Source organism: Rhizobium sp. RM (assembly GCF_013390595.1).
Classification (GTDB): domain Bacteria; phylum Pseudomonadota; class Alphaproteobacteria; order Rhizobiales; family Rhizobiaceae; genus Agrobacterium.
The window spans coordinates 1-26,569 of record NZ_JACAWV010000002.1 but is presented as its reverse complement, the minus strand read 5'-3'; the positions used below and the strand labels follow the sequence as shown (position 1 = coordinate 26,569).

The window sequence follows — 26,569 nt, the reverse complement described above, 5'->3', positions numbered from 1 at the left end:
TAACGAGGCAATGAATAAAAGTTGATGCAACCGCCCCATCAAAAGTAAGGGTTCGTTAAGGTCAATTTCCGTTAATGAAGCAATAAACGCACACCGGTCCACTCACTCCGTCACATCATGAAAAGCACCATGAAAAAGACAGTTCTGGGATTGTTGACGGCGAGCCTTGCGGCGACCGTCTGGGGCGTACAGGCTGGACCGTTGCCGGAAGGCGCGGTCGCACCGCTTCCTTACGTGAAACCGGACGCACCCACGATCCCCGCCTTCGTTCCCGCCACACCGGAAATTACCGGTGCGATACCTCGACTTAACCGTCCGCAGGACGTCGCCGACCTTAAGGCAGGCCTCGACGCGCTTTCAAGCCGCGACGCCTCGCGGGCACTTTCCATTCGCAACGCAATGTCCTCCGGCAGCCTCGACCGACACATCCTTTCCTGGGCAATCGCTGTTTCTGGCCAGAGGGATGTGCCTTCCGCAGAAATCGCTGCCGCCGAACGCGAACTGTCCGGCTGGCCTGGTGTTGCCACCTTGCGCGCCAATTCCGAACGCGCCCTCTACCGCGAGAATCCTCCCGCTGCACAGGTTATCTCCGCATTCGGCAGCAGCCGGCCGGAGACGGCCGAAGGTGCGGTTGCACTTGCCCAAGCTCTCGCCGCCTCTGGTAAAACAACGGAAGCACAACGTCTTCTTCGCCAGCTCTGGGTCAGCGAAGGTATGGACAAGGACATGGAAGACCGGGTGCTTGGCCAGTTTTCCAGTTACTTCACGCCCGCCGACCACAAAGCGCGCATGGACTACCTGATGTACCGTAGCCGAATCAGCCAGGCGAAACGCTTCGGCGATCTTGGCAACGCACAGTCTCTTTATAAAGCCTGGGCCGCAGTGTTGCAGCGTTCCGGCAATGCAAGCGCTCTGCTTGAATCCGTCGACGCGTCGTGGCGTAGCGATGCAGCCTATCTGTTTGCGCGCGTTGAGAACTTCCGTAACCAGCAGAAATATACGGAAGCGGCAGTGCTTCTCGAACAGGCGCCGAAAGATCGGGCAAAACTTGTCAATCCGGGCGAATGGTGGAACGAGCGGCGCATCATTGCACGCGGTCTTGCCGATCTCGGCGAATTTCCGCGCGCTTACCGTATCGTCGCCAATCATTCCGCGACGTCCGCCGTGGATATTGCCGACGCGGAATTCCATGCCGGCTGGTATGCGTTACGAGCGCTGAACCAGCCTGCTGCCGCCGCGCGACATTTCTCCGCGCTACTGCAGGCATCAAACCGGCCCCTCTCGGCATCAAGGGCCTATTATTGGCTCGGTCGCGCTGCAGAACGCGGTGGGCCGGGCGACGCACGTGACTTTTTCAACAAGGCCGCCGCTCATCCCGGCACCTTCTATGGCCAGCTTGCTGCGGCGCGGATCGGTGTCAAAACACTCAATGTCACCTACCCATCACCAAGTGGTGCAGACCGACAGCGTTTTGCCGGACGTGAAGCGGTCCGCGCCATAGACAGGCTGGAAGCTGCCGGATATGGCTGGCGGGCCGACAGCCTTTATCGCGCACTCGCCGATCAACTCGACAGCCCCGGCGAACTTGCCATTCTTGCCGCACGGGCGGAAGGCAACGGCAATCATCAAGTGTCGTTGCAAATCGGCAAGACGGCCTTCAGCCGTGGCATCGATGCTGCTGCCCTCGCCTACCCGCTTGGTGTCATTCCTGCCAGTGCTAACATTGCGGGTTCAGGAAAGGCATTGGCATATGCCATTGCCAGACAGGAAAGCGCCTTCAATCCGGCCGCAGTTTCCCCCGCAAATGCGCGCGGCCTGCTGCAGTTGCTGCCCGGCACAGCAAAAGGTGTGGCTGGCCGTCACGGCCTACCCTACACGCAGGCAAGACTAACAAGCGATGCCGGCTACAACGCCACGCTTGGAGCGCATTATCTCGGCGAACAGATCGAAAGCTTCGGTGGTTCCTATATCCTGACCTTCATCGCCTATAACGCGGGCCCGAAAAAGGTGCCTGAATGGATCGCCCGCTACGGCGACCCGCGCGGTAAACAGATCGATGACGTCGTAGACTGGATCGAGCGCATCCCCTTCCCGGAGACACGCAACTACGTGCAACGGGTAATGGAGAACTATCAGGTCTATAAGACACGCCTGGGCCAACAGGCCGACATTGTCGACGATCTGCGCCACGGTCGTTCGGGATAACTATGATCGTTTAAAGAATATTGATTTCCTGAAGCGTCGGCATGTCCGGCGCTTTTTTATTGGCCGAATGCCGAACGAAATCATCAACACTAGCCCAAAGAAAAACCCCGGCATTGCTGCCGGGGTTTCCTTCACTGACAGATGTCAGATCAGATTAGAACGAACGCTGAAGGCGAACGAAGCCGGTGACTTCGTCGTCCTGGCCGTCTTCATCATAGTAGTTAGCGGTGACCTTAGCAGCCAAGCCGTCGGTGATCTTGTAATCAACTGTCAGACCAGCGGTCCAAGCATCGTTGTTCGACCAATCAGCATCAACGATGTCGCCATCGACGGTCTTCGTAGCAACACTACCAAGATACTGGAATGCAGGAGTGATGGTCAGCTTGTCGGTTGCCTTGATAGCATATTCAACCGCTACAGCCCACTCGCTTTCTGCGTAGTAAGCGTTAACGCCAGAAGCCCATACACCAGCGAGACCGAACGTACCAGGACCAACGTCAGCGAAGAGCATCGCACGGATCGCGCCATCTTCGTAATCAACGTCGTAAGAACCCACGAGCGAGTAGGTTACAGGACCAGCGGTGCCACCAACGAAAGCGCTGATACCAACGTTATTGTCGGTTTCAGAAGAGCCCACGAAACTAGTACCTTGGAGTTCTTCAGCAGCGATGTAGGCGGAGAAAGCGCCTGCATCGTAGGTGTAACGTACAGCGTTGAAAAGGGCATTGGTGGACAGAATGTCTGTCTCACCGTTCAGGTCATTATCCCACTCGCTGTAGAATTTACCAGCCTTCAGGCCGCCGAGCTCGATGAAAGCCTGGTCAACAAATACAGAACTGTCGCTGGAAGAACCGCTTTCAGCGTTGCCGCGGAAGCCGATGAAGCCGCGCAAAGCACCGAGCTCAGTGTCAGTGCGGGTGTCAACTTCGAACTGAGCGCGTGTGAACGAGTTCCAATCGGACGTGCCAGAAGCATCACGACCGAAATTGGTCTGGAAACGAACGTAACCGCCAAACTTCAGGCAGGTTTCGGTGCCAGGGATGTAGAAGAAGCCGGTACCGAATGCGTCGCAAACGCGAACGTATTCCATTGGCTCAGGCTCAGCAGCGACGATAGCGTCAGCGGCCTGTGCTCCGGATACTGCTGCAAGTGCTGCAGCGGAGCCGATCAGAAGGCTCTTGATGTTCATGGTTGACCTCCAGTCAAAACACTAATTTCTCAGGCGACGAGTGGGAATGCACAAATCAAATGCATGCCGCCTATGGTGCTGATTAGAGCCAAAACCGACGCGCCGCGCAATCGTAATCGTGACACAATCGAGACAGTAAGGTGTCCTTAGCTTTCCGCTGTTGCGAAATAGCTACAACTCAAGCCATCAACCACTCAGCTCTTAATGATTCATTAATAAACAAGATATTTCAGCAACTTAGACGCGCCCCGCTATCTAAGCGGTTCCTTAGAAGCACTGATTGCCGGATTTTCGCTGCGGTGAGATCAGGGATTCGTTGGAAACGTGGTTTTGTCCACCCCTGCCGACATTCTATGGCAAATGAATCAGAATAACAGAAACGTCTCAGCCGGACAGGATCAGACGGCTTCTGCGACCGATCGAAAGCTCAGCGTATCCAATCAAGCAACCCTTTGCCCACTTCATCAACTCAAAACAAAAAACCCCGGCAAAACTGCCGGGGTTTTCCGTCACTGACTAATATCAGATCCGATTAGAACGAACGCTGAAGGCGAACGAAGCCCTTGACCTGATCGTCGCCGTTGTCCTGGTCGAAGTAGTTAACTGCGAGCTTCGTGGACAGGCCCTGCGTGATCTTGTAGTCGATCGTTACGCCAGCGGTCCAAGCGTCGTTGTCCGAGAAGTCGTCCCAGGAAACGAGGCCGTACGAACCGTAGTACTGAGCGCCGGGGGTGATCGTCAGCTTGTCGGTAGCCTTGATAGCGTACTCAGCAGCAACTGCCCACTCGGAGACGCTGTAGTAAGCGTTTGCGCCGGAAGCCCAAACACCAGCAAGACCGAGCGTACCCGGACCAACGTCAGCCGTTGCGATCAGGCGAACCGAGCCGTTTTCGCGGTCGGTGTCGTAGCCACCGATAAGCTGGAAGGAAGCTGCGCCGAGCTTGGCGCCGACGCCGAGTGCAACGCCAACGTTGTTGTTAGCTTCGTTGAAGCCAGCAACGTTGATGTCCTGGAGTTCGTCAACCGAAACGCCAGCCCAGAAGGAGCCTGCATCGTAGGTGTAGCGAACGGAGTTGAACAGAGCGTTCGAGGACAGTTCGTCAGCCTCACCAGAGAGACCATCGTCCCACCAGCTGTAGAACTTACCAACCTTCAGGCCGCCGAGTTCGATGAACGCCTGGTCAACGAATACGGAAGAAGAAGAACCCGAACCAGCGTCAGCGTTGCCGCGCAGGCCGATGAAGCCACGCAGAGCGCCGAGCTCGGTGTCCGTACGGGTGTCAATTTCGAACTGAGCGCGCGTGAACGAGTTCCAGTCAGACGTACGACCGTTGGAAGGAGTGCCACGGTTGATGTCGGTCTGGAAACGAACGTAACCGCCGAACTTCAGGCAGGTTTCGGTGCCAGGGATGTAGAAGAAGCCAGTGCCGAATGCGTCGCAAACGCGAACGTATTCCATGGGCTCAGGCTCAGCAGCGACGATAGCGTCAGCGGCCTGTGCGCCGGATACTGCTGCGAGAGCCGCAGCGGAGCCGATCAGAAGGCTCTTGATGTTCATGTTGACCTCCAGTCAAAGTTTAAAAAGGGTCTGGGTACTTTCGCTGAAGGACAGCATTCCCTGCCCCATTCCCGTGTTTTTTAGAAGCCAAACGATCCACCGCCTCGCTTCTGTTCGTGAAAATACAAAACGTTCCGGCGCTTGCAATCGACAAACGACGAGAAAGGCATTTTCACAGGCTGGTTCATTTCGCCTTGTTGCTCAAAAAACACACAGCACTGTGCGGCCACACGAAGAGATTTACGTTCAGTTAATAAATTCCTTGAGAATCCGTTAGTTAGCGGAGTTAACATAACCTTTTCACGCATCGGTACTTATAAGCGTCGGCGCGTTCTCGTGCCGGCAAATGGGAAAAATGCACCGCACTCGATCAACAGATGGCCGACTGAGGATTCGGCAACGGTGTGGAAAACGAGCGCCGTTCTGAATCGTGCATGCCGAATCCAAGAGTTCGATTCGACGAAATCCTTTTTCGCTTCACACGCCGGATAGAGTCGTGCGCAAAGGAAACAACGCGGATGTCTTCCCATTCCGTTCGATCACGCGATATTTTCGAAGGTAATTCTGGAGCGTGCCCAAACGAGCATTCAGTCGCAGAGCAAATCAACCATGCTAAAAAGCGAAATCAGAAACTCTAAAATTTGGAGAATGGCTTCTGTGAAGATCGTATGAGCCAGATGGCGGAGAGGAAGGGATTCGAACCCTCGATACGCTTTTGACGTATACTCCCTTAGCAGGGGAGCGCCTTCGACCACTCGGCCACCTCTCCGGTGCGGCCTGATTATTGCGTATAAAAAATGAATGCAAGGCTTTTTCGCGGAAGGAATGAAAAAGCTGTGGCTGGGGCCAAGGCAGCATGTCTGTCCGATGCCTATATATAAAGCCTGAAACCCACAAAAGGTGCGGTATTACGGCCTTTGCGGTACAACTTGTTTGGCTAGGAGGGAACCTTTCGCCGGCGTCGACGTTTTCTGACCGGTAACAAAAGAGGTGCTCACATGGCTCAAACCAGACTGAATGTTGTTGAAGAAACGATCGAGAATCAGATCGCGGAGCTTCGTACGCAGATCGCGTCGCTTTCAAAGGCTGTTTCAGCTCGCGTGGAAGACGCAGGCGACGACGCATCCGAATTGCTCGGCGAAGCACGTGGCCGGGTTCGCAAGGCGGCCCAGAACGTACGTACCCAAGGCCATCAGGTCGTGGAAGCGGTGAAAGAAAATCCCGCGACAGCGACGTCATTGCTGACAATTGTCGGCGCGCTTGGTTTTGCGATTGGTTACGTTGTCGGCACCAGCACACAACAGCAGTCTTCCAACAGCAGCCTCTACCGCTGGCGCTAATCAGCACTAGCCTGGAATAAAACGGCAAGGGGAGAGAACTTCCCTTGCCTATTTGCGTATAGACCTATCGAGACGGGCGGAGGGGCAAAATGAAATTTGGCGTCGATATCGAAGAAGCAATCTCAGCCTTTGCGAGAGATCACGGAATTGGCCATGATGAGGCTATCGAGCGCATTCTGCGTGCTGCGCTGATTAATCACGGTTATCTCGCCTCCGGCGAAGAAGGTATTCCGCCGGAACAACTCAACGCCAGTAACGACGATTAGCATATAAGACCGCGGGGTTATGCCTCCTTCGGTCAGACTACTATAAGTCAGCTCAGTATCCCGACCTGGATGGCGCCGGCGATGTTTCACCCTTGTAGCGGGCAGAGAGCGAACGCAGCGCGCCTGCAAACTCCGTCACATCTGCGCCGACAGCGACAAACGACGCGCCAAGTTCGAGATAACGGCGGTTAAAAGTCTCATTAAAGGTGAGAATACCGGCTGCCTTGCCCGAGGACACAATCTTGGTGATTGCCGCTTCGATGACTTCCTGCACTTCCAGAGCGTCCAGACGGCCGAGATATCCCATATCGGCGGCAAGATCCGCCGGACCAATGAAAACACCGTCCACGCCATCAACCGCAAGGATATTGTCGAGATCGGCGATTGCCGCCCTCGTCTCAGCCTGCACCAGAAGACACACATTGTCAGACGCCGTATCGGCATAATCGGTGATCGTGTTGAAGGCTGAAGCACGCGCCACAGCTGCGCCCATACCGCGAATGCCGCGCGGTGGATAATGCATGGCGCTGACCAGTGCGCTCGCCTGCTCGGCCGAATCAACCATCGGCACCAGCAGCGTGCGCGCGCCCGCATCCAGCAATTGCTTGATCATCCAGCTTTCACCGACCGGTACACGCACCACGGGCTCAGCCGGCGATGTGGCCAGTGCGCGCAACTGGTCGATAATGCTACGCAGATCGTTTGGCCCATGCTCGCCGTCAATGACCAGCCAGTCGAAGCCCGAGGTTCCGGCGATTTCAGCGGTAATCGCCTCCGCCATATCGAGCCAGAGGCCGATCTGCGGCTTACCGGCATGAATGGCGGTTTTGAAACGGTTTTCAGGGGCAGGCATGGTGATTCCTCAAGACAGTAATGATTTCAGGTCGGCAGATGGATCAGCAAGGATGGCGCGATCCGGCTCTACGCCGGTTTCCAGCAGCTTCTTGCCGGTGACATAGGCTTTGGCGTCGTTAATCGCATCAACGGCAACGAATCGGCCACGGCGGAAATACCAGACGGAATAGCTGCCCTCACGAACGCCGGGGCGCAGCAGCGTTTCATCGAAACCCAGATTAAAGCCAGCGATCTGCAGCTTGGCATCATATTGATCCGACCAGAACCAGGGCTTCGGTTCATAGCGGCGTTCGGTGCCGGCCAACACGGTCGCGGCAGCCTCTGCCTGGTCGACAGCGTTCTGAACCGATTCCAGCCGAACCTGACCCTCTTCCCACGGCAGGAGGGCGCAATCACCAACTGCATGGATGTCCTTGTCGGAGGTACGGGTGAATTCATCGACCACGACACCGTTGCCAACATCGATTCCCGATTCGCGGGCTAGCCGATCATTCGGTGTGACCCCGATGCCGACGATGACGAAATCGACATCAATGGTCGAACCATCCGACAATTCGGCGGCAGCGACCCTGCCATCCATGCCGACAAGGCGAACAAGGCCGGTCTTTTCACGAATCGAAACACCGTGCGCCGCGTGAATGTCCCGCATGATATCGGCGGTTTCCATTGCGGCGACGCGCTGGAGGATTCTCTCCGCCATTTCGATCAACGTCACATCGAGACCAAGTTTGCGGGCAACAGCCGCAGCCTCGAGCCCGATGTACCCGCCACCGATCACAAGCAGTCTGCGACCCGGTTTCATCTCCTGCATCAGCCTGTCGGCGTCGCGCTTGTCACGAACCGCCAGAACGCCCTCAAGGTCGCCACCAATGCTGGCGGGCAGAAGACGCGGCGTGGCACCTGTGGCCAGAACGAGCTTGCCATAAGAAAGCGTGCTTCCGTCCTGCATGCGCACGATCTTGCCCACACGGTCGATTTCTTCGACCCAGGTGGACAGGCGGATTTCGACGTCGTTTTCCGCATACCATTGCTCGGGCCGAAACATCAGCCGGTCGAAGGTCATTTCGCCCATCAGGTATTTTTTCGAAAGCGGCGGGCGCTGATAGGGAAAAACATCCTCCGAGCCGATGATGGTGATGGGGCGCTGGTCTTTTAAAGCCCTCAGTTTTGCCGCCAGTGCGAAAGCCGCCTGCCCCGCCCCGACAATTACCAGCCTGTCCGCCACATGTTTCTCCCGGAATGATCGCGACGGAAAGTTTTTCCAGCGATGCGCAACATAAGTATGACAAAGGCGTAACGCCAAGTACGGGCCGCGTCAACCGGCGAAGAAGCGGCATGCACCGTAGTGGAACACAACAGCCTTCCATGTGTTTGCACCACTGCTTCCGCCCAGTTTTCTGAATGGAAACATCATCTTCGACACAGTCCTGTGGGGACGACCAGATGATGGTCAAATCAATTGAATGTATTTCGTTCAGTTCCCGGCAAGGAAGATGATCTAAAATGGAAACAAGAAGAAAACAGCCTGGGAGGTTGTGATGGCCATGAATATCGATCCACACCGAAGAGTCGCTCCGGACGAGATGTATGAGAAATTCCAGATTGACCGCCCCGGCAAGATCACCTTTATCGGCCATCATCTGAGCGCCAAGAATACAATGCGCTGCCTTGTCCGCACCATTTCTCTCTATGGCGCGGAAATCGAGGTCAGCCCGCATCTGGAAATGCCGGTCAATTTCTATCTCGAAATCCTTGGCATTCGCGACGAGATCGGCTGCACGCTGATCCGTCGTGAAGAAGAAATGGCCACAGTCGGATTCAACATGCTGATCGATGCGGAATTCCTGCATCATGTGCGCAGGCTGAGCTTCGAAACCAGCGCCTGACAATGCCGGTATGATTTTGCGCGCGTCTCCACACGCGAAGAAATCTGTTCCAAAGCAGCCTTCGCAGCGCCAAGCGCGCCTTGCGCACTCGGTTTTTCGACCTATTGTGTGGCCGATTTTCTCAACAGGTACTGGAAATTTCTGCAATGTCCGCTTTTTCGCGCCTTACGCCTCTCGCCGTTTCTCTTCCCTCCACCGTACCTTTCGTTGGTCCGGAAGCCATCGAGCGCAATCGGGGTCTTGAGGTCAAAGCGCGCATTGGTGCAAACGAGAGCGGTTTCGGCCCGGCTCCATCCGTATTGCTGGCGATGCGGGACGCAGCAGTCGACACATGGATGTATAGCGATCCGGAAAACTATGAACTCAAGGAAGCACTCGCCATTCACCACGGCATTTCCCGCGATAACGTCGCGATCGGCGGCGGCGTGGACGGGCTTCTGGGTGAAATTGCCCGCCTGATCGTCGAACCGGGTACGCCGGTTGTGACGTCTTTCGGCGGATATCCGACTTTCAACTACCATGTGAACGGGTTCGGCGGGAAGCTGGTGACAACGCCCTATGTTGACGACCACGAAAACCTCGATGGGTTGCTCGATCTCGTCATTAAGGAAAACGCGCCGCTGGTTTACTTCGCCAATCCCGACAACCCGATGGGAAGCTGGTGGGAAGCAGGCGAGGTCGTGGCTTTTGCCCGCGCATTGCCGGAAACCTGCCTTCTCATTCTGGATGAAGCCTATTGCGAAACCGCACCGGCAAGCGCGGTACCTGCGATCGATGCCCTGATCGGCAAACCTAACGTATTGCGCATGCGTACCTTCTCGAAGGCTTATGGCCTTGCCGGCGCGCGTGTTGGTTATGCTATCGGCACGCTGGGAAATGTTCAGGCGTTCGACAAGATCCGCAACCACTTCGGCATGGCGCGCGTCTCCGTTGCCGCTGCATTGGCAGCCTTGAAGGATCAGGAATATCTGCACGAAGTGGTCGGTAAAATCTCTGCTGCGCGCGATCGAATCTCTCAGATCGCCCGCGACAATGGGTTGTCGCCACTCCCCTCCGCGACCAATTTCGTGACGATCGACTGCCACCGTGACGGCGCTTACGCGCGTGGCATTGTCGATGGTCTCATGGAGCACGGCGTTTTCATTCGTATGCCGGGCGTCGAACCGCTGAACCGCTGCATCCGCGTCAGCGCTGGGACAGCCGACAAGCTTGATCTTTTCGAACAGGCATTGCCGAAAGTGCTGAAGGCGCTCGGTTGAGAATGATCGGAAAACGATTCAACGGGCCGGCGTAACGCGCTGGGGCGGAATCGTTTTTTCCGCCAGCTTCAACCCAAATATAAAAGAACCGCGCCAGCCTTGTTTCTGCTGGTCGCGGCTCGATGTGTAATACCGGGTAACGGGACTGGAGGAACCGTGGCCGGAAAATGAAGGCAATCGCTGTTCTGTTGCGGGTCGGCCTGAGATAACCAGCCGGCTTTAGTGCGGTATTGTCAGTGAACGGTCATCCATTCGCGTGCGGCACGCAGTGCTTCGGCCAGCTCCGCCTTGCTCATGTTGCGGGCCAGATCGGCGCGCAATGAAGCCGCCCGTTCCGAACCGCGAATGGCGGCAATGTTGAGCCACTTGTGAGCCGCAACCAGATCCACCTTGCCGCCCCGGCCGGTCGCATAGACCAGACCGAGATTGCAAAGAGTTTCGACGCGGCTTTCGCCGGAGGCAAGCGCCATTTCGATGTCGCGAATTTCAAAGCGTGCCATTGTTCTTATCCCTGTTTCGTAACCTGCGTTGGTTCTGTCTTCTTCGCCTCTGAGCGGGCGTTTTTCCTTCCGGACCCACCGTCTTCTGCGGCTTTTTTCGTCCTTCCAGCTGGCAGGTTTTCCCTGCGCTTTCGATGACCCCAATATGACAGCGGGCCTTCAACGGGCGCTTAAAAGGCATGATTAATGGGCCGCAAACAAAGTCCAAACGATTGGTAAAGTTGGGTTTTTGTTAAATATGCCGATGCCCGGAAATTAAGGACTTTCTGCGCATTTTTACGAAAGCTTTACGAATGGAATTCAACCCTTTTTAAACCATGCGCCAAACATCGTTTTTGAAGCCAACGCTCTTCCCGTCTCTCGTCGGCGGAAAAACATGAAAATCCGCGGCAAAGATATTTCCTTTTACGTTCACGTTAATTATAAATCTCTGCACTCGCATGAGGAGATGCGCGTGCTGAAGCGCAAGGTATGACCGACTTCAGCACACTGGATTGGGAGGTCCATATGAAGAGAATGACGATTTTGGCCGCAGCGCTTGTCATGCTGGGCGGTTCTGCCCTTGCCGGCGAGGCCATTGAAGGCAACTGGAAAACCGCCAGCGGCGAAACCGCCGCCATTGCTCCTTGCGGTTCGGCGTTCTGCGTGACGCTGAAGACCGGCAAGCACGCTGGAAAACAGATCGGCAAGATGAGCGGCACCGGCAATAGCTATTCCGGCGACATTACCGATCCGGCCAATGACAAGACCTATAGTGGCTCTGGCACCGTTTCAGGCAATTCGCTCAGCATGAAGGGCTGTGTGCTGAAAGTGCTGTGCAAGTCACAGACCTGGACACGCCTCTAAAAACAGACGGTGGGCGCAACGCATGGCGAGAGGGTAGACCCCTTTTATCCCGTTATGTATCGTTGCGCCGCGCCGACCAAGACTGAGGCAGAAACATGCGCGTGACCCTTTCGACAATTCTGATTTCGGGTACCTCGCATGTCGGCAAAACAACATTAGCGAAGCAGTTGAGCGCAAAGCTGCGCTGCGAGACCATTTCCACCGATAGCCTTGCCCGCCATCCGGGCCGACCGTGGCCAGCCGTCCCCGGGCCTGTCGAGGAATATTATAAGAGCCTTTCACCCGAAACGATCCACTGGTTCCTTCGGGTCCATCATCAGAATATCTGGCCGCTCATCCAAATCCTGCTCGACAAGCGGGCTGGCACGGGCGAACTCACGGTTTTCGAGGGTGCAGCCTTGCGACCTGAATATATATCGCCACTGATCGATCGCAGCGTTGCCGGAGTTTTTCTCCATGCCGAGAACGAGTTGCTGTTGGAGAGAATGCGCCGCGAATCCGCTTATGATGATGGTAACGCCGATCGACGGCAATTGATCGACGCTTTCATCGAGCGATCCCTCAGGGAAAATACCGAAATGTTTGCCGCCGCGCGGGAACATGGCTTGCGGGTCGTCGATGCCACAGACCCCGAGGCGATTTCTGATTTCATCAGCGAAGTAACCGCTCGTACAGAGACCTCACTGACATAATGGGGTCGCAGGGGAGACGATCCCTGCATCTTTTAACGGCCCAGAATGGGGAAAGGCCCTATTAACCTCCCTGAATGCCATATGAACCGAGTTCTCAGCATCGGTTCAGTCCAACTATGGCAAAACTCTGTCTATCAACTCCAATAAGGGGAATGGACATGGCCAAGCTGATACGCCGCCTTACAATCATCGTGCTGCTCATGGCAATTTTTGCCATGTCCTTTGCCTCGCTCGTCGTCAATCCGAACCGCAGTTTCCAACGGGTGAATGCCGGTGCAGCACTTGCCTGCCAGCAGAGCCCCGTTCCTGCTTCAAGCTGCCCCGTCGTATTGTAAAGGCGAAGACAATGACCAACAGCTTTTCCAGCACGCTCTTTTCCGCCATCAGGCTCGCGCTCGTCGCTTCGATCTTCCTTGGACCGGTGGCCGGTCTTGCAGTGTACAAGTCTGACCCGCGCCCCGCCTCCAAGGGGGCAGGCTTCGTGCTGCTGATGAGCCTGCAGCGCGGTGCTCTCGGCTAAATATTTCGTCTGGCCGACAGGCCCCGTCAGGTTTTCCGTTTCTTTTCAGTTTCTTCGTATTTCTGTCGCTTGCCTGTGAAAATTGGCTCCCTATAATGAGCCATGACGATAGCAAAGCACACGATTCCGCCCCTCTCCTTCATCACACCAGAGCCGTATGCGCCACAGACGTTCACGGACCCGAAGGAGGCTGTCGAGGCGTTGACAGCGCTTTATGAGCGCAACACGAATTTTCTCATCAAGTCCTTCACGGATCTGGCGCAGGGAGCCCCCATCGAGGGTCGCTATCGCGCATGCTATCCCCAGGCGTCCATCGAAACGTCAAGTTTCGGCCATGTGGATTCACGCCTGTCCTATGGTCATGTCACCGCCCCCGGCGTCTACACTACGACCATTACCCGCCCGCAGCTTTTCCGGCACTATCTGAAAGAGCAGCTTGGCCTTCTGATCAAGAACCACGGCGTTCCAGTGACGATCTCGGAATCGGCCACTCCCATTCCGCTGCACTTCGCATTTGGCGAGGGTGCCCATGTCGAGGCTTCTGCGGCGTCTTCGTTGTCGGATGTGCCGCTGCGCGATCTTTTCGACACGCCGGACCTCAACAATACCGATGACCTGATTGCCAACGGCGAATATGATCAGGTACCGGGTGAACCCGCACCGCTTGCGCCATTCACCGCGCAGCGCATCGATTACTCTCTGGCGCGCCTTAGTCACTACACGGCGACAAGCGCCAGTCATTTCCAGAATTTCGTGCTTTTTACGAACTATCAGTTCTACATCGACGAATTCGCTGCCTGGGCCCGCAAGTTGATGCGGGATGGAGGCGAAGGCTACACGGAGTTCGTCGAGCCGGGCAATATCGTCACCCATGCGGGGTCCGACAAGCCTGAAACCGACATGACGCTGGGGCGTCTGCCGCAGATGCCCGCCTACCACCTGAAAAAGAAGGGCCATGCAGGGATCACCCTGGTCAATATCGGCGTCGGCCCATCCAACGCCAAGACGATTACCGACCACATTGCTGTCTTGCGTCCGCATGCCTGGCTGATGGTTGGCCATTGCGCCGGCCTTCGCAACAGCCAGCGTCTTGGCGATTATGTTCTTGCCCATGCCTATGTGCGTGAAGATCACGTCCTGGACGATGACCTGCCGGTGTGGGTGCCGATCCCGGCACTTGCAGAAGTACAGCTTGCTCTGGAAGGTGCGGTTGCGGAAGTGACCGGTTACGAAGGTTTCGAGCTAAAGCGCATCATGCGCACCGGCACCGTGGCGACCATCGACAACCGCAACTGGGAGCTTCGCGACCAGGCTGGCCCGGTCAAGCGCCTGTCTCAGTCGCGCGCCATTGCACTCGACATGGAATCGGCAACCATCGCCGCAAACGGCTTCCGTTTCCGCGTGCCCTACGGCACCCTGCTCTGCGTTTCAGACAAGCCCTTGCATGGCGAACTGAAACTGCCGGGCATGGCGACCGAGTTTTATCGGACACAGGTTGCCCAGCATTTGCAGATCGGTATTCGCGCCGTGCAGAAGCTTGCAGCCATGCAGAAGGAAACCCTGCATTCCCGTAAGCTCAGAAGCTTCTACGAGACGGCTTTCCAATAAACTCATCATGACGCCCGCACGAAGCCGCGCGGGCGTCATCAATTGACCTGACTGATCGGCCTCAGGCCGTTTTCACTGTTGCTTCTATGCGAACGGGGAAATTGACCGATCGCGCGATGAAGCATTTGTCATGCGCGTCCTCATGCAGTTCCTGTGCAACGACAGGGTCGCCTTTTGTGATCGTCACCACCGGCTTCAGCACGACCTCACTGAAACGTCCGGCGCCATCTTTTTCCATGACCATGGTACCCTCGGCACTGTCGACATAATCGCTGACAACAACGCCCGATACGGCGCAGAAGTGCAGATACCAGAGCTTATGGCAGGCAGAGAGCGAGCCAACCAGCAGTTCTTCGGGATTCCAGCGGGCGGAATCGCCGCGGAACGCGGGATCGGAAGAACCGACAATATCCGGCTTGCCCTCGGCGGAGAGTGTATGATCCCTGTCATAGTCGCGATAGCCGGTCGTTCCCGTGCCACGATTGCCCGTCCACGTCACCTTGACGCTGTAATGGTGTTCCTGTCCGGCCATCGACCTATTCCTTCACAGTGTCGCGCAAGTGGTCCAGCCCCTTGCGCAGAGTTTCCATCATCTGATCGACTTCGGACCGGCTGATCGTCAATGCTGGAGAGGCCAGCATACGGTCGCCGGTGGCGCGCATAACAAGGCCGTTTGCCAGGCAATGATTGCGAACCTCGGTGCCGACGTCATCAGGTTTCGCGTATCGCCTGCGCGTCGTCTTGTCCACGGCAAGCTGCAGGCCGCCCATCAGGCCGACATTGACCGCCTCACCCACAACCTCATGATCGGTAAGGCTTTTCCAACCTTCCGCAAAATAGGGCCCGATATCGTCGCGCACGCGTTCCACCAGACCTTCGTCCTCGATGATTCTGAGGTTTTCCAGGGCGGCAGCCGCGCAGACCGGATGTCCCGAGTAGGTAAAGCCGTGATTGAAATCACCGACGTCATTCAGCATGACCTCCGCGACACGATCGGATACCAGAACGCCACCTATCGGCAGATAACCTGATGACAATCCCTTTGCGACTGGCGCCAAATCCGGTTCGACACCAAAATGCTGGTAGCCGAACCATGAGCCCAGCCGTCCGAAACCGCAGATCACCTCATCGGAGACGAGCAGGATGTTACGGGCCTTGCAGATGCGGGCAATCTCCGGCCAGTAGGTTTCCGGCGGCACGATCACACCGCCTGCCCCCTGGATCGGTTCGGCTACGAAAGCGGCAACATTTTCTTCGCCCAGCTCATCGATTTTGGCATCAAGTTCACGCGCGACCTTGAGACCGAACTCGGCGGGAGAAAGATCGCCACCCTCCGCATACCAATAGGGCTGGCCGATATGCGCGATGCCTTCGATCGGCAGATTGCCCTGCTCATGCATCCATTTCATGCCGCCAAGCGAGGCGCCTGCGACCGTAGAGCCATGATAACCGTTTCTGCGGGCAATGATTTTCGTCTTAGAGGGATGGCCAAGCGCTTTCCAGTAGACACGCGCCATCCGGAACCAGGTGTCCGTCGCTTCGGAACCGGAATTGGTAAAGAACACATGGTTCATCCTGGGTCCGGCGCGGGACGCAATCTTCTGCGCCAGCAATGTCGCGGGCGGCGTGGTCGTACCAAAGAACGCGTTGTAATAGGGCAACTCGTTCATCTGCCGCGATACGGCATCGGCGATTTCCTTGCGACCGTAACCGATGTTCACACACCAAAGCCCGGCGAAGGCATCGAGATATTTCTTTCCGGTGCTGTCATAGATGAAAACGCCTTCGGCCCGTTCGATGATGCGGGTTCCGGCCGCATTGAGCTTGCCCATGTCGGAAAAGGGATGAAGGTGGTGCGCGGCATCGATGGCCGCGAGATTGGAAATCCCTTTGGTGATTTCATTCATGACAGATCACACTCCCGATTAGGCGCCAACCGATGAGAAAGACGCGCCGCAAAGGAACATGGCCGGGCAGATTCGATTTGGCAAGGCTCGCCGTTTCGACTTATCGTTGCAGCCGAAAACAACCGGAAAGCCAGTCATGACCTCGAAATCCCTGTCGGACATCCGCACCCCGAGCGATCAGCAACCACGCACGGAAATTCTTCTGGTGGGTATGAATGGTGATCTTCGCGGCAAACGCATCCCACCCGGCAAGGAGCAGAAAATCTGGGATGGTGCGGTCAGGCTACCTTCATCGACACAGTCTCTCGACATCTGGGGCGATGACAATGATGATCTCACCGGGCTGTCCCTGACGATCGGCGATCCGGACGGTCTTTGCGTCGCGGACCAACGCAGCCTAACCCCCATGCCATGGGCGCCGGACGGCTCGCAGCAAGTTCTGGCCACGATGCACGAAATGGATGGCAGCCCGAGCTTCATGGACCCTCGTGCCATTCTTGCCAATGTACTGACACGCTACGCCGAACTCGGGCTGACACCGGTCGTGGCGACCGAACTCGAGTTTTATCTGATGGAGAGAGACTGGCGTGAAACGGGCAAACCCCGACCACCCGCAAGCCTTGCCTATCGTGGCGAGGCAACTGGTGCGCAGCTATACGACATGGGTGCGACCGATGCGATGGACGGCTTTCTGCAGACTCTGAACGACTGGGCGAAGATACAGGGGCTTCCCGCCGATGCGACAACTGCTGAATTCGGTCCCGGCCAATTTGAAGTCAATCTGCTGCACTGTGCCGACGCACTGGCGGCTGCCGACGATTGTATCTATCTCAAGCGCCTCGCAGATCATGCAGCCAGGCGTCACGGCCTGAAATCCACCTGCATGGCCAAGCCCTATTCAGATCAGGCCGGGTCGGGCCTGCATGTGCATGTCAGCGTCATCGACAGCCAGGGGAAAAACGTTCTCGATGCGGCGGGCGGCGAGGCCGTGCAATTGAAATCCGTATGTGCCGGGCTGTTGAATACCATGCGGGATGCCCAGGCGATATTCGCGCCTTTTGCCAATTCCTACCGTCGCTTTCAGCCGGGTTCGTTTGCGCCCGTAGACATCGACTGGGGTTATGGTCACCGGGGCACGGCAGTGCGCATTCCCGATGCGAATGGCCCGGCCGCCCGAATTGAACACCGCGTCGCCGGCGCCGATGCCAATCCGCATCTGCTGCTGGCAGCCATACTCGGCGGCATGCTTCTTGGCCTCGAGAACCGGCTGGACCCTGGCCCGGAAACTGAGCCTGGGCAGGCAAGTCCCGCGAAACGCAGTCTCACGCATGATTTTCTGACGGCTGTCGAGGACTTTGCCGCCTCCCCGATCATGGCGCGCATTTTCGGAGCCCGTTACCGCAAGCTTTATGCAGACACGAAGCGCAAGGAGGCGATTGCCTTCCTGCGCACCGTCTCCGATTTCGATTACCGGACCTACCTGCCACGGATCTAGAGCCCGAACGCCTCGGAAGACAGATCACACATGAGCGGTCAGGGACGCGTGAAGAATTCGCGTCCGACCAGCACCTTCAGCTCACCAGCATGAAGCTTCAGTGCGACGTCGCGTTCCATCGGCAAGAGTTCGCCGTCGATCACGCAGCGAACGTCGTGCCGTGTCCTAGGGAAATGCAACTCTACCGATGTTGCCGTCATGGCGGTTACTGAAGCGTTCTCCTTCAGCTTGCCGCGCATGATGTCCAAAGCAAGCCTGGTAACTCCGAGGGGGCGCAACGGATCGGTAAGGTAAAAGCCAAGATGGCCGCCGGAAATGTCATCTGCCACCAACAGCGAGTTTCGACCGAACTCGTTGTTGGACACCGAGATGGCCGAAACCTTGCTGCGCTGCTTTTCGCCATTTACCGTAAACTCCACATCGAAGACCGGCGGGTTCAGGATGACGCTGATCGCGGCACGCACGCTCGCCTTGATCTTGCCGAGACGCGAGGCAAAGGCAAGGTTGTTGCGGTAGCGAACCATGCGTGAATGCAGGCCAGCCGAAAACTGGTGCACGAACAGGCGGCCATTAGCACTGGCGATATCCACTTCGGCGATGTCACCCGATGCGAGCGCATCGAGAGCCTGACGAATATCGAGCGGTAATTTCAGCGAGCGCGCAAAAAGGTTCATCGTTCCGGCCGGCACGACACCAAGCGCGATGCCGTGCTTCCAGGCGATACCGGCAGCGGCCGAGATTGTTCCATCGCCGCCTCCTGCGATGATGCCATCGATCCCCGGCTCGTCTGCAGCACGCTCGAGTTCGGCCAGAATGTCCTTGCCATCAACCGGGCGGCAATCAATCTCATGGCCTGCTCTGGTGAAAACGTCGCGGCTATACTCACAAAAAGCCTGCATGTCGGTGGTGCGGAAGGTACCGCCATCGCGGTTGAATATTGCAACGAGCTTCATGTCTTATCCGGTTCTGCCGAGGCTTCGCACAGGCGCATAAATGCCCGCCCTCCAATGAGGTTCCAAACACCATCGCGTGAACGCAAATTTTTTGCCACGAATAACTCTACCGCGATGCACTATTCCATGTTAGAAAATACTTAAGGTCATTTTCATGACCGCGCATCTCCAGTCAGGGCAGGTTGTTTCCCATACAGCCTTGCCCTTTTTTCTGTTCTTTATATCCCTTTTCAGGTCGCCATGAGTCAGCCGCACACGTCTGAAGTCCGCCTTGGAGCGGAGAGTGAAACCATTGGCACGACGGCAGCAGCCGCCACCTTGCCGCCCCTAGCCATAGCACTTATCGAGCTGGCCCTTGCCGCGGGCGGTTTTGGCATTGGTACCGGCGAGTTTGCGATCATGGGCCTGCTGCCTGATGTCGCCACGACCTATGGCGTCAGCGTACCACAGGCCGGTTACGTCATCACCGCTTATGCGCTCGGCGTCGTTATTGGCGCACCGATCATTGCCATACTTGCTGCCCGCATGACGCGCCGCACATTGCTGCTGGGACTGATGAGCATCTTCGCCATCGGCAACATTTTGAGCGCCATGGCGCCTGATTTTGTCAGCTTCACCATTCTGCGCTTCATCACCGGCCTGCCACACGGCGCCTATTTCGGCGTTGCCGCTCTCGTCGCCGCTTCGATGGCACCCATCCACAAGCGGGCGCGGGCTGTTGGCCGTGTCATGCTCGGCCTGACCATAGCAACCCTTCTTGGAACACCGCTTGCCACCTTCTTCGGTCAGCATTTCTCGTGGCGCGCAGCCTTCATGCTGGTTGGCGGCATTGGCATCCTCACCGTCGCATTGCTGTGGCTTTTCCAGCCGCGTGACAAGGTGGAGGAAGGTGCCAGCCTGTGGCGCGAACTCGGCGCCTTCCGGCGTGTGCAGGTCTGGCTAACGCTGGCGATTGCATCGACGGGTTTCGGCGGCATGTTCGCGGTCTTCAGCTATATCGCCAAGACCACCACCGACGTTGCCATGATGCCGGTCTCGACCGTCTCAATGGTACTGGCGCTCTTCGGTATCGGCATGAATGTCGGCAATGTGGTCGGTTCGCGGCTGGCCGACATCTCGCTCAACGGCACGATCGGCGGCATGCTCGCTTTTAACGTCGTGCTGATGGTGCTCTTTGGAATGACGGCGCATGATCCTTTCATGCTGTGCCTGTGCGTCTTCCTGATCGGCTGCGGCTTTGCTGCATGCCCGGCCGTACAGACCCGGTTGATGGACGTTGCTGCGGATGCGCAGACGCTTGCGGCTGCATCCAACCACTCCGCCTTCAACATCGCCAACGCGCTTGGTGCATGGCTGGGCGGCATGGTGATTGCCATGGGTTACGGTTATGCCTCGACCGGTTATGTGGGCGCGGTTCTGTCGCTTCTCGGCCTTGGCGTTTTCCTCGTTTCCGTGGCCGTGGAGCGTCGTGAAAAAGCGGCTTAACGCCGCTTTTCAGCCACCCGGCGAAACCGCCTTTCAACCTTGCTGAAATTTTACAATCGGGCGCTTGACTCTTTTCGGTTTCAGGCGCACCACCTCCCCACGCGCATGCTGTGACGCAGCATCTCGCGGATTTCAACGGAGCATCATTGGATGTCTAGCGACAGTAGTAGTCGATTGCCTTTGCCGAAAGCGGCGAACGGGAACTGATCCGACTCCTGTCGGCTCACCACCGCGTTCGCCGTGATCGGCGAATCGACGGAAAGGTGAGCAATCATGAACTTCCACAACCTCTCCCAGAGGGCCAGCAAGGCCGCGCGTCTCCTTCGTGGCGGTAACTCGGGTCCATCCACCATTGCAGAACGCGTCGAGCAACTGAACACGCTCGATGTTGTTGCTGCCGCAACCACACTGCTGGCCATGCCGCAAGCGAAGGCTGTCGCCATTCTCGACCGGCCGGAGTTGCACAAGGCAGCCGAGATCATCGCCCATTTTCCGGTCGAAAAAGCAGCACCCATCGTCAACCTGATGTCCGACGACCGTGTCGCGGATATTCTGGCTGAGATGGAAGACGGACCACGGGGCCGGCTTTTTGCCCGACTGGACCGTGCAGCCGCGCTCTCCATCCAGCACCTGATGGGGTATCCGCCACGCACGGCCGGTTCCATCATGACCACGGAATTCGTCAGCGTACCGGACGACTGGACGGTGGAGCAGACCCTTTCGCACATCCGTTTCGTCGAACGGTCGCGTGAAACGGTCTACGCCATCTATGTGTTGGCCAAGGACAAGACGCTTTCCAAGGTGGTGACGCTGCGACGGCTGCTGACCGGAGAACCGGACGCGTCGATCCTCTCGGTGGCTTCACGAGAAGGCCTCGTTTCGGCCGATCCGATGATGTCGCAGGAAGATGTCGCCCGACTGATCCGCAAGCACGACCTCCTGGCCCTGCCCGTCGTGGACGAGAATGCGCGCATGCTTGGCATCGTAACAGTCGACGACGTGATCGACACGATGATCGCCGATACCACGGAGGATGCGCACAAGTTCGGCGGCATGGAAGCACTCGGCAAACCCTACATGTCGATCGGCTTCCCGGATATGATCCGCAAACGTGCGGGCTGGCTTGCCGCCCTCTTCCTTGGAGAAATGCTGACAGCAAGCGCCATGCAGCACTTTGAGGGTGAGTTGGAAAAAGCCGTCGTGCTGACGCTGTTCATTCCGCTCATCATGTCATCCGGTGGCAATTCCGGTTCGCAGGCAACCTCGCTCATCATCCGGGCGCTGGCGCTTGGCGAGTTGAAGCTGTCGGACTGGTGGCGGGTTTTACTGCGTGAAATCCCGACCGGGCTGACACTCGGCTGCATTCTCGGCGCTATTGGTTTCCTGCGACTGACCGTCTGGCAGCAGGCCGGTTTCTACGATTACGGCGAACACTGGCTGCTGGTTGGCGCGACCGTCTTTGCCGCTCTCGTCGGTATCGTGACCTTCGGTTCGCTGGCAGGCTCCATGCTGCCCTTCGTGCTGCAGCGCCTGCGGCTTGATCCTGCCAGCGCGTCAGCGCCCTTCGTGGCAACGCTGGTGGATGTCAGCGGACTGGTGATCTACTTCTCCGTCGCGCTGGTCATTCTCAGCGGCACGCTGCTTTAAAGAAGCAATGCCGCCCGGTCGCAGTCACGCGACCGGGCAATTTTACGATACCCCTCGAAAAATCCGTGTTTCCATAAAGTTACGAGGGCGTACTGCAAAACTGATTCAAGCGATGGGCTTGCATGCAGCCTGACAAGTATTGGGGGGAACCATGAGAATTTCGAACCTGAGAGATCATCCACATTTTGCGGATACGGTTGCCCATCGTGGCTGGAACGCCTGGTGGACAGATAGCGGTATTCCCGTTGAACATTACCGTGCACACCTGGAGCCGATGCTGGCAAGCGACCGTATTCCCTTCGCCCTCGTCGCCCACGACAACGGTGACTACGCAGGGTCCGTTCTGGTGATCGAGAACGATCACGACGAACGCCCGCAATACGCGCCGTGGATTGCCGCGCTCTGGGTCGAACCTCAATTCAGACGACAGGGCATTGCGGCACGGCTGCTTTTGGAAAGTCGCCTGGAAGCGGAAAAGCGCGGACATGCGTCGTGCTATCTCTGCGCCACATCGGATAAGGCACCCTACTATCTGAAGCAGGGTTTCAGCCTGATCGAGCCGAATGTTTCCGATCTCGATATTTTTATGATCGGAAGCCCGAAGACAGGCTGATCCAGTCTCCTTGAAACGATCCTGCCAGCCCGAAGAAGCGCACTGGCAGATCTTAAGCCTCTATCAGCCGCCAGCGTTGATAACACCTGTGGCCAGAAGACCAAGCAGGATGACACCGATCACCACGCGGTAATAGACGAACGGCATGTAGCTCTTCGTCGAGACAAGTCGCAGGAAGAAAACGATAACGGCATAACCGACGAAAAAGGCGATGACTGTCGCCAGAGCCGTCGGGCCCCAACCCACCGGATTGTCTTCGCCGATACTCTTGAAAAGCTGGTAGAAACCGGAGCCGAAGACAGCGGGAACAGCCAGCAGGAACGAATATCGTGCCGCAGCCTCACGCGTGTAGCCAAGCAGCAGGCCGGCGCTGATCGTACCACCCGAACGGGAGACACCGGGGATGAGCGCCATGGCCTGTGCGAAACCGAAGAGAATGCCATCACGCCAGATGAGCTGGTTCAGCTTGTAGCGCTTTGCACCGATCTTGTCGGCGATGCCAAGAACGATACCAAACACAATCAGCATGACAGCGGTGATGTAGAGATTGCGCAGCGAATGCTCGATGGCATCCTTGAACAGCAGGCCGAGAAGCACGATCGGCACGGAGCCGATGATAATCAACCAGCCGAGGCGCGCATCGGACTTGTCGTAAGTTCCCAGCCGCAGGTTCTGACGCAACCAGGCCGTGGCGATCCGCATGATGTCAGACCAGAAATAGACCAGAACCGCCAATTCGGTACCGATCTGGGTGATCGCCGTAAAGGCTGCGCCAGGATCGGCGCCAGAGGGCAGAAACTCCCCGGCAATGCGCAAATGCGCGCTCGAAGAAATGGGAAGAAACTCCGTCAATCCCTGCAACAGACCGAGAAATCCGGCCTCAAGCCAACCGATGCTCATGTGATGTGATGTCCCTGCTTGCGAATCGATGCCGCAGCATTATGCATCAATCGGGGCAAATACGTGTTGCATTGCAACACGCCCACGACGCAGTCTTCACCCGTTATTTTTCTCAGGACATTGCTCACAAATGCGCGCGCTGGCTTTTACGCCGCCTTTTCTGTGTCGTCCGGCATGCGCGTATATTTTTCACCGTTCTTGCAAACGACATGGGTGTCGCCCCAGCTTTTGAGTGCCGAGATAACCGGCCGCATGCTCTCCCCGAGCGGGGTCAGCGCGTAGTCAACGCGCGGCGGCACAACGGGGAAAACAGTGCGCGATATCAGTCCTGCTTCTTCCAGTTCACGTAACTGTTTGGTCAACATTCGCTGGGTGACGCTCGGAATATGGCGGCGCAATTCGTTGAAGCGCAACGTGCCGGAATTGGTGAGGTGATAAAGGATCACGCCTTTCCATTTTCCATCGAGGAAACTCAGGGTCGACTCCACCGGACATCCGGGGAAGTTGCCGGTGAGCTTGGCGCGTGGACGGGACATGACAGTATCCTTTTTGTATGTATCGTCAAAAAATGTGCATTCTTGCGGGCTTGGTTCATATGTATCAAGTAAGGGGCACGCAAACAAGCAAAGGAGAATCTGCATGCGTGCCATCGGTTACCAGAAAGCCCAGCCCATCACCGCTCAGGATGCTCTCGTCGACATCGATTTGCCTGTACCTGAAGCCAAAGGGCACGATATTCTGGTTGAGGTGAAGGCCGTTTCCGTCAATCCGGTCGACACGAAGGTTCGACGCGGCCAGACACCGGAAAACGGCGAATACCGTGTGCTTGGCTTCGATGCTGCCGGCATCGTCAAGGCCGTCGGAGAAAAAGTGACATTGTTCAAAGCGGGCGATGCCGTTTTTTATGCCGGCGCCATCAACCGCCCCGGCTCCAACAGCGAGTTTCATCTGGTCGATGAGCGTATCGTTGGCGCCAAGCCGCAGACGCTCTCCTTCGAGGAAGCGGCTGCCCTGCCCCTGACCGCCATTACCGCCTACGAGACGCTGTTCGACCGCTTGCGGGTCAAGGACGCCGTTCCCGGTGCGGCCAATGCCATCCTCGTTATTGGTGGCGCTGGCGGCGTTGGCTCGATTGCCATCCAGTTGTTGCGCGCTCTGACCGATCTGACCGTCATTGCAACCGCTTCCCGCCCGGAGACAATGGATTGGGTCAAGGAACTCGGCGCTCATCATGTGGTGGATCACAGCAAACCGATTGCCCAGCAAGTGGAAGCGCTCGGCATCGGCGCTCCGGCTTTTGTCTTTTCGACAACCCATAGCGACGTCCATGCTGCAGACAGCCTCGCCGTGATCGCGCCGCAGGGGCGTTATGCGCTGATCGATGATCCGGCAGGCGGCTTCGACGTCATGCCTTTCAAGCGCAAATGCATTTCTATCCATTGGGAAATGATGTTCGCCCGCGCCGTCTTCCAGACCGTTGACATGATCGAACAGCACAATCTGCTCAACCACGTTTCAGAACTGGTAGACGCCGGTACGATCAAGACGACGCTGACCGAGGTTCTGGGCACGATCAATGCCGCAAACCTGATCAAGGCGCATGCGCTGATCGAGAGCAACAAGGCCAAGGGCAAGGTCGTGCTCTCCGGCTTCTGACATCAGAAGGCCCGTGTAACGCAGGTTACACGGGCCTTATCTCTTTCCAGACGTTTGGCGATCAATCGTCTTCGGGATCTTCCGCGCACGGCCATGAAGACGGTACGGTCAGCCCGGCGGGCAGCTTCGTCTTGTCATTACCGCAAGACAGTTCGATCTGGCTTTGCGCCAATCCGGTTGCAGAAGACAGGTCTACCCCTTCGATCCTTGTCAGCAACAGGAAGGCGTTGGAAAAGTCGACCGGTCCACCAAGCGTCGCGCCCTCGAAACGCGCCCTCGACAGGTTCGTCAGAGTGAATTTCACACCTTGCAGGCTTGCACCTTCGAAGTCCGCGCGACCGAGTTCCGCTTTGGTAAAGTCGGCTCCATCAAGCTTGGCCTTTTCGAATTGTGCCCGCTGCATTTCGGCGTTGACGAACTTGGCGTTGGTAGCATCTGCCGAGGTAAAATCGCTACGATAGGCTTCCACCTTCGTCAGATTGGCGCCTTGCAGGTTTGCTTCCCCCAAAGCCGTACGGATAAGCTTCGCCTTTTCCATGTTCGCGCCTTTCAGCGTCGAGCCACGAAGGTCGGTATAGGTAAAATCAGTGCCATACAGCATTGCCGAGTCGAGATTGCTTCCTCCCAGCATCAGCAATCTCTTATTGCATTCGCGCCAATCAATGCCCGCAAGGGCATCGGTCCGGCAGCTTGCTGCACCGGCGTGATGGCTGGTCATCGCCAGGGTGACCATGATGCCCGCCGCAACAGCGGCAATCCGGCCTGCCTTGTCGTTCAAACGGATCTTCAGCCTTTCGGAGCTGGCCATGCTTTCACTCCATATCGCAAGCGCGCCACCCTTGCGGCTCCCGTCGGCGCGTATCCTATACGTAAGTCGTTGAAGGGCAATCTGCAATCACCGCAAAAAGCCCGTCCACATTCCTGTGAACGGGCTCTCTGATGTCGAGGCGCGGTCCGCACCGGCCGGGCCAACATTGCATGTTGGCGTATACAGGCCCTTCGCCGGGCATTCCCGATGACGGCGGTCCGTGTGCGCCGGACCAACATTACATGTTGGCGTAAACCGGCCCTTCGCCGCCTTGTGGCGGAACCCAGTTGATGTTCTGGTTGGGGTCCTTGATGTCACACGTCTTACAGTGCACGCAGTTCTGCGCATTGATGACGTAGGTTTCCTGGCCGTCCTTCTCCA

General features: G+C 57.0%; 27 protein-coding genes and 1 tRNA gene. 15 read left to right on the top strand and 13 right to left on the bottom strand.

What is annotated here, in order from left to right:
• The first annotated feature begins 129 nt into the window (after nucleotides 1-129).
• Nucleotides 130-2,205: a lytic transglycosylase domain-containing protein gene (locus tag HWX89_RS00190; RefSeq protein WP_178340563.1), complete on the top strand. Its 2,076-nt coding sequence runs from the start codon at nucleotides 130-132 to the stop codon at nucleotides 2,203-2,205.
• 154 nt (nucleotides 2,206-2,359) lie between these two features.
• Here HWX89_RS00190 and HWX89_RS00185 read toward each other — a convergent pair whose 3' ends face one another.
• The 3 genes from HWX89_RS00185 to HWX89_RS00175 form a co-directional block, all read right to left on the bottom strand.
• The gene (locus HWX89_RS00185) at nucleotides 2,360-3,394 is read right to left on the bottom strand and encodes a porin (protein WP_138795765.1); all 1,035 of its coding nucleotides are present in this window, start codon (nucleotides 3,392-3,394) and stop codon (nucleotides 2,360-2,362) included.
• A gap of 532 nt (nucleotides 3,395-3,926) precedes the next feature.
• Complete coding sequence (locus HWX89_RS00180; protein ID WP_138795766.1) at nucleotides 3,927-4,952, bottom strand: porin; 1,026 nt, start codon at nucleotides 4,950-4,952, stop codon at nucleotides 3,927-3,929.
• Between the two features lie 678 nt (nucleotides 4,953-5,630).
• Nucleotides 5,631-5,721: transfer RNA gene (locus HWX89_RS00175), tRNA-Ser, on the bottom strand.
• Between the two features lie 229 nt (nucleotides 5,722-5,950).
• Here HWX89_RS00175 and HWX89_RS00170 point away from each other — a divergent pair.
• Both HWX89_RS00170 and HWX89_RS00165 read left to right on the top strand, forming a co-directional pair.
• Nucleotides 5,951-6,292 carry a hypothetical protein gene (locus HWX89_RS00170; RefSeq protein ID WP_138795767.1) on the top strand — a complete coding sequence of 114 codons (342 nt, stop codon included), beginning with the start codon at nucleotides 5,951-5,953 and terminating at the stop codon, nucleotides 6,290-6,292.
• A gap of 89 nt (nucleotides 6,293-6,381) precedes the next feature.
• Complete coding sequence (locus tag HWX89_RS00165; RefSeq protein ID WP_178340562.1) at nucleotides 6,382-6,558, top strand: hypothetical protein; 177 nt, start codon at nucleotides 6,382-6,384, stop codon at nucleotides 6,556-6,558.
• A 52-nt stretch (nucleotides 6,559-6,610) separates the two neighbouring features.
• On the opposite strand, the gene HWX89_RS00160 is transcribed toward HWX89_RS00165, so the two are convergent.
• Nucleotides 6,611-7,411 carry an aldolase/citrate lyase family protein gene (locus HWX89_RS00160; RefSeq protein ID WP_138795768.1) on the bottom strand — a complete coding sequence of 267 codons (801 nt, stop codon included), beginning with the start codon at nucleotides 7,409-7,411 and terminating at the stop codon, nucleotides 6,611-6,613.
• A gap of 9 nt (nucleotides 7,412-7,420) precedes the next feature.
• Entirely contained in the window at nucleotides 7,421-8,638 is a 1,218-nt protein-coding gene (locus tag HWX89_RS00155; RefSeq protein WP_138795769.1) for an NAD(P)/FAD-dependent oxidoreductase, read from the bottom strand.
• A 313-nt stretch (nucleotides 8,639-8,951) separates the two neighbouring features.
• On the opposite strand from HWX89_RS00155, the gene HWX89_RS00150 reads away from it, so the two are divergent.
• Both HWX89_RS00150 and HWX89_RS00145 read left to right on the top strand, forming a co-directional pair.
• A complete protein-coding gene (locus HWX89_RS00150) occupies nucleotides 8,952-9,299 on the top strand; it encodes a hypothetical protein (RefSeq protein ID WP_138795770.1) in 348 nt (115 codons plus the stop codon).
• Between the two features lie 146 nt (nucleotides 9,300-9,445).
• Nucleotides 9,446-10,558, top strand: coding sequence for a pyridoxal phosphate-dependent aminotransferase (locus HWX89_RS00145; protein WP_138795771.1), 1,113 nt, complete (start codon nucleotides 9,446-9,448; stop codon nucleotides 10,556-10,558).
• A 233-nt stretch (nucleotides 10,559-10,791) separates the two neighbouring features.
• Here HWX89_RS00145 and HWX89_RS00140 read toward each other — a convergent pair whose 3' ends face one another.
• The gene (locus tag HWX89_RS00140) at nucleotides 10,792-11,058 is read right to left on the bottom strand and encodes a sel1 repeat family protein (protein WP_138795772.1); all 267 of its coding nucleotides are present in this window, start codon (nucleotides 11,056-11,058) and stop codon (nucleotides 10,792-10,794) included.
• Between the two features lie 507 nt (nucleotides 11,059-11,565).
• Between HWX89_RS00140 and HWX89_RS00135 the strand changes: the two genes are divergently transcribed.
• The 5 genes from HWX89_RS00135 to amn all read left to right on the top strand — a co-directional run bounded on the left by HWX89_RS00135 (nucleotide 11,566) and on the right by amn (nucleotide 14,724).
• Nucleotides 11,566-11,904 (top strand): DUF2147 domain-containing protein, encoded by a 339-nt coding sequence (locus HWX89_RS00135; RefSeq protein WP_138795773.1) that lies wholly within the window; start codon nucleotides 11,566-11,568, stop codon nucleotides 11,902-11,904.
• Between the two features lie 95 nt (nucleotides 11,905-11,999).
• Nucleotides 12,000-12,596, top strand: coding sequence for an ATP-binding protein (locus HWX89_RS00130; RefSeq protein WP_138795774.1), 597 nt, complete (start codon nucleotides 12,000-12,002; stop codon nucleotides 12,594-12,596).
• 152 nt (nucleotides 12,597-12,748) lie between these two features.
• Nucleotides 12,749-12,931 carry a hypothetical protein gene (locus HWX89_RS00125; protein ID WP_138795775.1) on the top strand — a complete coding sequence of 61 codons (183 nt, stop codon included), beginning with the start codon at nucleotides 12,749-12,751 and terminating at the stop codon, nucleotides 12,929-12,931.
• 11 nt (nucleotides 12,932-12,942) lie between these two features.
• Nucleotides 12,943-13,116 (top strand): hypothetical protein, encoded by a 174-nt coding sequence (locus tag HWX89_RS00120; RefSeq protein ID WP_178340561.1) that lies wholly within the window; start codon nucleotides 12,943-12,945, stop codon nucleotides 13,114-13,116.
• Between the two features lie 102 nt (nucleotides 13,117-13,218).
• Nucleotides 13,219-14,724 carry an AMP nucleosidase gene (gene amn / locus HWX89_RS00115; protein WP_138795776.1) on the top strand — a complete coding sequence of 502 codons (1,506 nt, stop codon included), beginning with the start codon at nucleotides 13,219-13,221 and terminating at the stop codon, nucleotides 14,722-14,724.
• Between the two features lie 61 nt (nucleotides 14,725-14,785).
• On the opposite strand, the gene HWX89_RS00110 is transcribed toward amn, so the two are convergent.
• Nucleotides 14,786-15,256, bottom strand: coding sequence for an OsmC family protein (locus HWX89_RS00110; RefSeq protein ID WP_138795777.1), 471 nt, complete (start codon nucleotides 15,254-15,256; stop codon nucleotides 14,786-14,788).
• Nucleotides 15,257-15,260: 4 nt separating this feature from the next.
• Nucleotides 15,261-16,631 (bottom strand): aspartate aminotransferase family protein, encoded by a 1,371-nt coding sequence (locus HWX89_RS00105; protein ID WP_138795778.1) that lies wholly within the window; start codon nucleotides 16,629-16,631, stop codon nucleotides 15,261-15,263.
• A 136-nt stretch (nucleotides 16,632-16,767) separates the two neighbouring features.
• On the opposite strand from HWX89_RS00105, the gene HWX89_RS00100 reads away from it, so the two are divergent.
• Entirely contained in the window at nucleotides 16,768-18,126 is a 1,359-nt protein-coding gene (locus tag HWX89_RS00100) for a glutamine synthetase family protein (RefSeq protein WP_138795779.1), read from the top strand.
• 38 nt (nucleotides 18,127-18,164) lie between these two features.
• On the opposite strand, the gene HWX89_RS00095 is transcribed toward HWX89_RS00100, so the two are convergent.
• Nucleotides 18,165-19,079, bottom strand: a complete 915-nt coding sequence (locus tag HWX89_RS00095; RefSeq protein WP_138795780.1) for a diacylglycerol/lipid kinase family protein — start codon at nucleotides 19,077-19,079, stop codon at nucleotides 18,165-18,167.
• 240 nt (nucleotides 19,080-19,319) lie between these two features.
• Here HWX89_RS00095 and HWX89_RS00090 point away from each other — a divergent pair, with 240 nt between their 5' ends.
• The 3 genes from HWX89_RS00090 to HWX89_RS00080 all read left to right on the top strand — a co-directional run bounded on the left by HWX89_RS00090 (nucleotide 19,320) and on the right by HWX89_RS00080 (nucleotide 22,824).
• Complete coding sequence (locus HWX89_RS00090; RefSeq protein WP_138795781.1) at nucleotides 19,320-20,564, top strand: MFS transporter; 1,245 nt, start codon at nucleotides 19,320-19,322, stop codon at nucleotides 20,562-20,564.
• A 273-nt stretch (nucleotides 20,565-20,837) separates the two neighbouring features.
• Entirely contained in the window at nucleotides 20,838-22,211 is a 1,374-nt protein-coding gene (mgtE, locus tag HWX89_RS00085) for a magnesium transporter (RefSeq protein WP_138795782.1), read from the top strand.
• A 151-nt stretch (nucleotides 22,212-22,362) separates the two neighbouring features.
• Entirely contained in the window at nucleotides 22,363-22,824 is a 462-nt protein-coding gene (locus HWX89_RS00080; RefSeq protein WP_138795783.1) for a GNAT family N-acetyltransferase, read from the top strand.
• Nucleotides 22,825-22,887: 63 nt separating this feature from the next.
• Here the strand turns inward: HWX89_RS00080 and HWX89_RS00075 are convergent, their stop codons facing one another.
• Both HWX89_RS00075 and HWX89_RS00070 read right to left on the bottom strand, forming a co-directional pair.
• Nucleotides 22,888-23,724, bottom strand: coding sequence for an undecaprenyl-diphosphate phosphatase (locus HWX89_RS00075; RefSeq protein ID WP_138795784.1), 837 nt, complete (start codon nucleotides 23,722-23,724; stop codon nucleotides 22,888-22,890).
• Nucleotides 23,725-23,870: 146 nt separating this feature from the next.
• A complete protein-coding gene (locus tag HWX89_RS00070) occupies nucleotides 23,871-24,260 on the bottom strand; it encodes a winged helix-turn-helix transcriptional regulator (RefSeq protein WP_138795785.1) in 390 nt (129 codons plus the stop codon).
• A 103-nt stretch (nucleotides 24,261-24,363) separates the two neighbouring features.
• On the opposite strand from HWX89_RS00070, the gene HWX89_RS00065 reads away from it, so the two are divergent.
• The gene (locus HWX89_RS00065; protein ID WP_138795786.1) at nucleotides 24,364-25,380 is read left to right on the top strand and encodes a zinc-binding alcohol dehydrogenase family protein; all 1,017 of its coding nucleotides are present in this window, start codon (nucleotides 24,364-24,366) and stop codon (nucleotides 25,378-25,380) included.
• Nucleotides 25,381-25,441: 61 nt separating this feature from the next.
• Here HWX89_RS00065 and HWX89_RS00060 read toward each other — a convergent pair whose 3' ends face one another.
• Both HWX89_RS00060 and HWX89_RS00055 read right to left on the bottom strand, forming a co-directional pair.
• The gene (locus tag HWX89_RS00060; protein WP_138795787.1) at nucleotides 25,442-26,188 is read right to left on the bottom strand and encodes a pentapeptide repeat-containing protein; all 747 of its coding nucleotides are present in this window, start codon (nucleotides 26,186-26,188) and stop codon (nucleotides 25,442-25,444) included.
• A gap of 238 nt (nucleotides 26,189-26,426) precedes the next feature.
• Nucleotides 26,427-26,569, bottom strand: a 143-nt coding sequence (locus HWX89_RS00055; RefSeq protein WP_178340560.1) for a 4Fe-4S dicluster domain-containing protein, incomplete at its 5' end; no start/stop codon positions are given.

Bases quoted from the DNA above. Each gene is read 5' to 3' on its own strand.
- HWX89_RS00140 (WP_138795772.1), bottom strand. From the start codon at position 11,058: ATGGCACGCTTTGAAATTCGCGACATCGAAATGGCGCTTGCCTCCGGC.
- HWX89_RS00090 (WP_138795781.1), top strand. From the start codon at position 19,320: ATGAGTCAGCCGCACACGTCTGAAGTCCGCCTTGGAGCGGAGAGTGAA.
- HWX89_RS00160 (WP_138795768.1), bottom strand. From the start codon at position 7,411: ATGCCTGCCCCTGAAAACCGTTTCAAAACCGCCATTCATGCCGGTAAG.
- amn (WP_138795776.1), top strand. From the start codon at position 13,219: ATGACGATAGCAAAGCACACGATTCCGCCCCTCTCCTTCATCACACCA.
- HWX89_RS00060 (WP_138795787.1), bottom strand. From the start codon at position 26,188: ATGGCCAGCTCCGAAAGGCTGAAGATCCGTTTGAACGACAAGGCAGGC.
- HWX89_RS00190 (WP_178340563.1), top strand. From the start codon at position 130: ATGAAAAAGACAGTTCTGGGATTGTTGACGGCGAGCCTTGCGGCGACC.
- HWX89_RS00180 (WP_138795766.1), bottom strand. From the start codon at position 4,952: ATGAACATCAAGAGCCTTCTGATCGGCTCCGCTGCGGCTCTCGCAGCA.
- HWX89_RS00185 (WP_138795765.1), bottom strand. From the start codon at position 3,394: ATGAACATCAAGAGCCTTCTGATCGGCTCCGCTGCAGCACTTGCAGCA.
- HWX89_RS00065 (WP_138795786.1), top strand. From the start codon at position 24,364: ATGCGTGCCATCGGTTACCAGAAAGCCCAGCCCATCACCGCTCAGGAT.
- mgtE (WP_138795782.1), top strand. From the start codon at position 20,838: ATGAACTTCCACAACCTCTCCCAGAGGGCCAGCAAGGCCGCGCGTCTC.
- HWX89_RS00110 (WP_138795777.1), bottom strand. From the start codon at position 15,256: ATGGCCGGACAGGAACACCATTACAGCGTCAAGGTGACGTGGACGGGC.
- HWX89_RS00100 (WP_138795779.1), top strand. From the start codon at position 16,768: ATGACCTCGAAATCCCTGTCGGACATCCGCACCCCGAGCGATCAGCAA.
- HWX89_RS00105 (WP_138795778.1), bottom strand. From the start codon at position 16,631: ATGAATGAAATCACCAAAGGGATTTCCAATCTCGCGGCCATCGATGCC.
- HWX89_RS00080 (WP_138795783.1), top strand. From the start codon at position 22,363: ATGAGAATTTCGAACCTGAGAGATCATCCACATTTTGCGGATACGGTT.
- HWX89_RS00145 (WP_138795771.1), top strand. From the start codon at position 9,446: ATGTCCGCTTTTTCGCGCCTTACGCCTCTCGCCGTTTCTCTTCCCTCC.
- HWX89_RS00095 (WP_138795780.1), bottom strand. From the start codon at position 19,079: ATGAAGCTCGTTGCAATATTCAACCGCGATGGCGGTACCTTCCGCACC.
- HWX89_RS00150 (WP_138795770.1), top strand. From the start codon at position 8,952: ATGGCCATGAATATCGATCCACACCGAAGAGTCGCTCCGGACGAGATG.
- HWX89_RS00170 (WP_138795767.1), top strand. From the start codon at position 5,951: ATGGCTCAAACCAGACTGAATGTTGTTGAAGAAACGATCGAGAATCAG.
- HWX89_RS00120 (WP_178340561.1), top strand. From the start codon at position 12,943: ATGACCAACAGCTTTTCCAGCACGCTCTTTTCCGCCATCAGGCTCGCG.
- HWX89_RS00075 (WP_138795784.1), bottom strand. From the start codon at position 23,724: ATGAGCATCGGTTGGCTTGAGGCCGGATTTCTCGGTCTGTTGCAGGGA.
- HWX89_RS00135 (WP_138795773.1), top strand. From the start codon at position 11,566: ATGAAGAGAATGACGATTTTGGCCGCAGCGCTTGTCATGCTGGGCGGT.
- HWX89_RS00125 (WP_138795775.1), top strand. From the start codon at position 12,749: ATGGACATGGCCAAGCTGATACGCCGCCTTACAATCATCGTGCTGCTC.
- HWX89_RS00165 (WP_178340562.1), top strand. From the start codon at position 6,382: ATGAAATTTGGCGTCGATATCGAAGAAGCAATCTCAGCCTTTGCGAGA.
- HWX89_RS00130 (WP_138795774.1), top strand. From the start codon at position 12,000: ATGCGCGTGACCCTTTCGACAATTCTGATTTCGGGTACCTCGCATGTC.
- HWX89_RS00070 (WP_138795785.1), bottom strand. From the start codon at position 24,260: ATGTCCCGTCCACGCGCCAAGCTCACCGGCAACTTCCCCGGATGTCCG.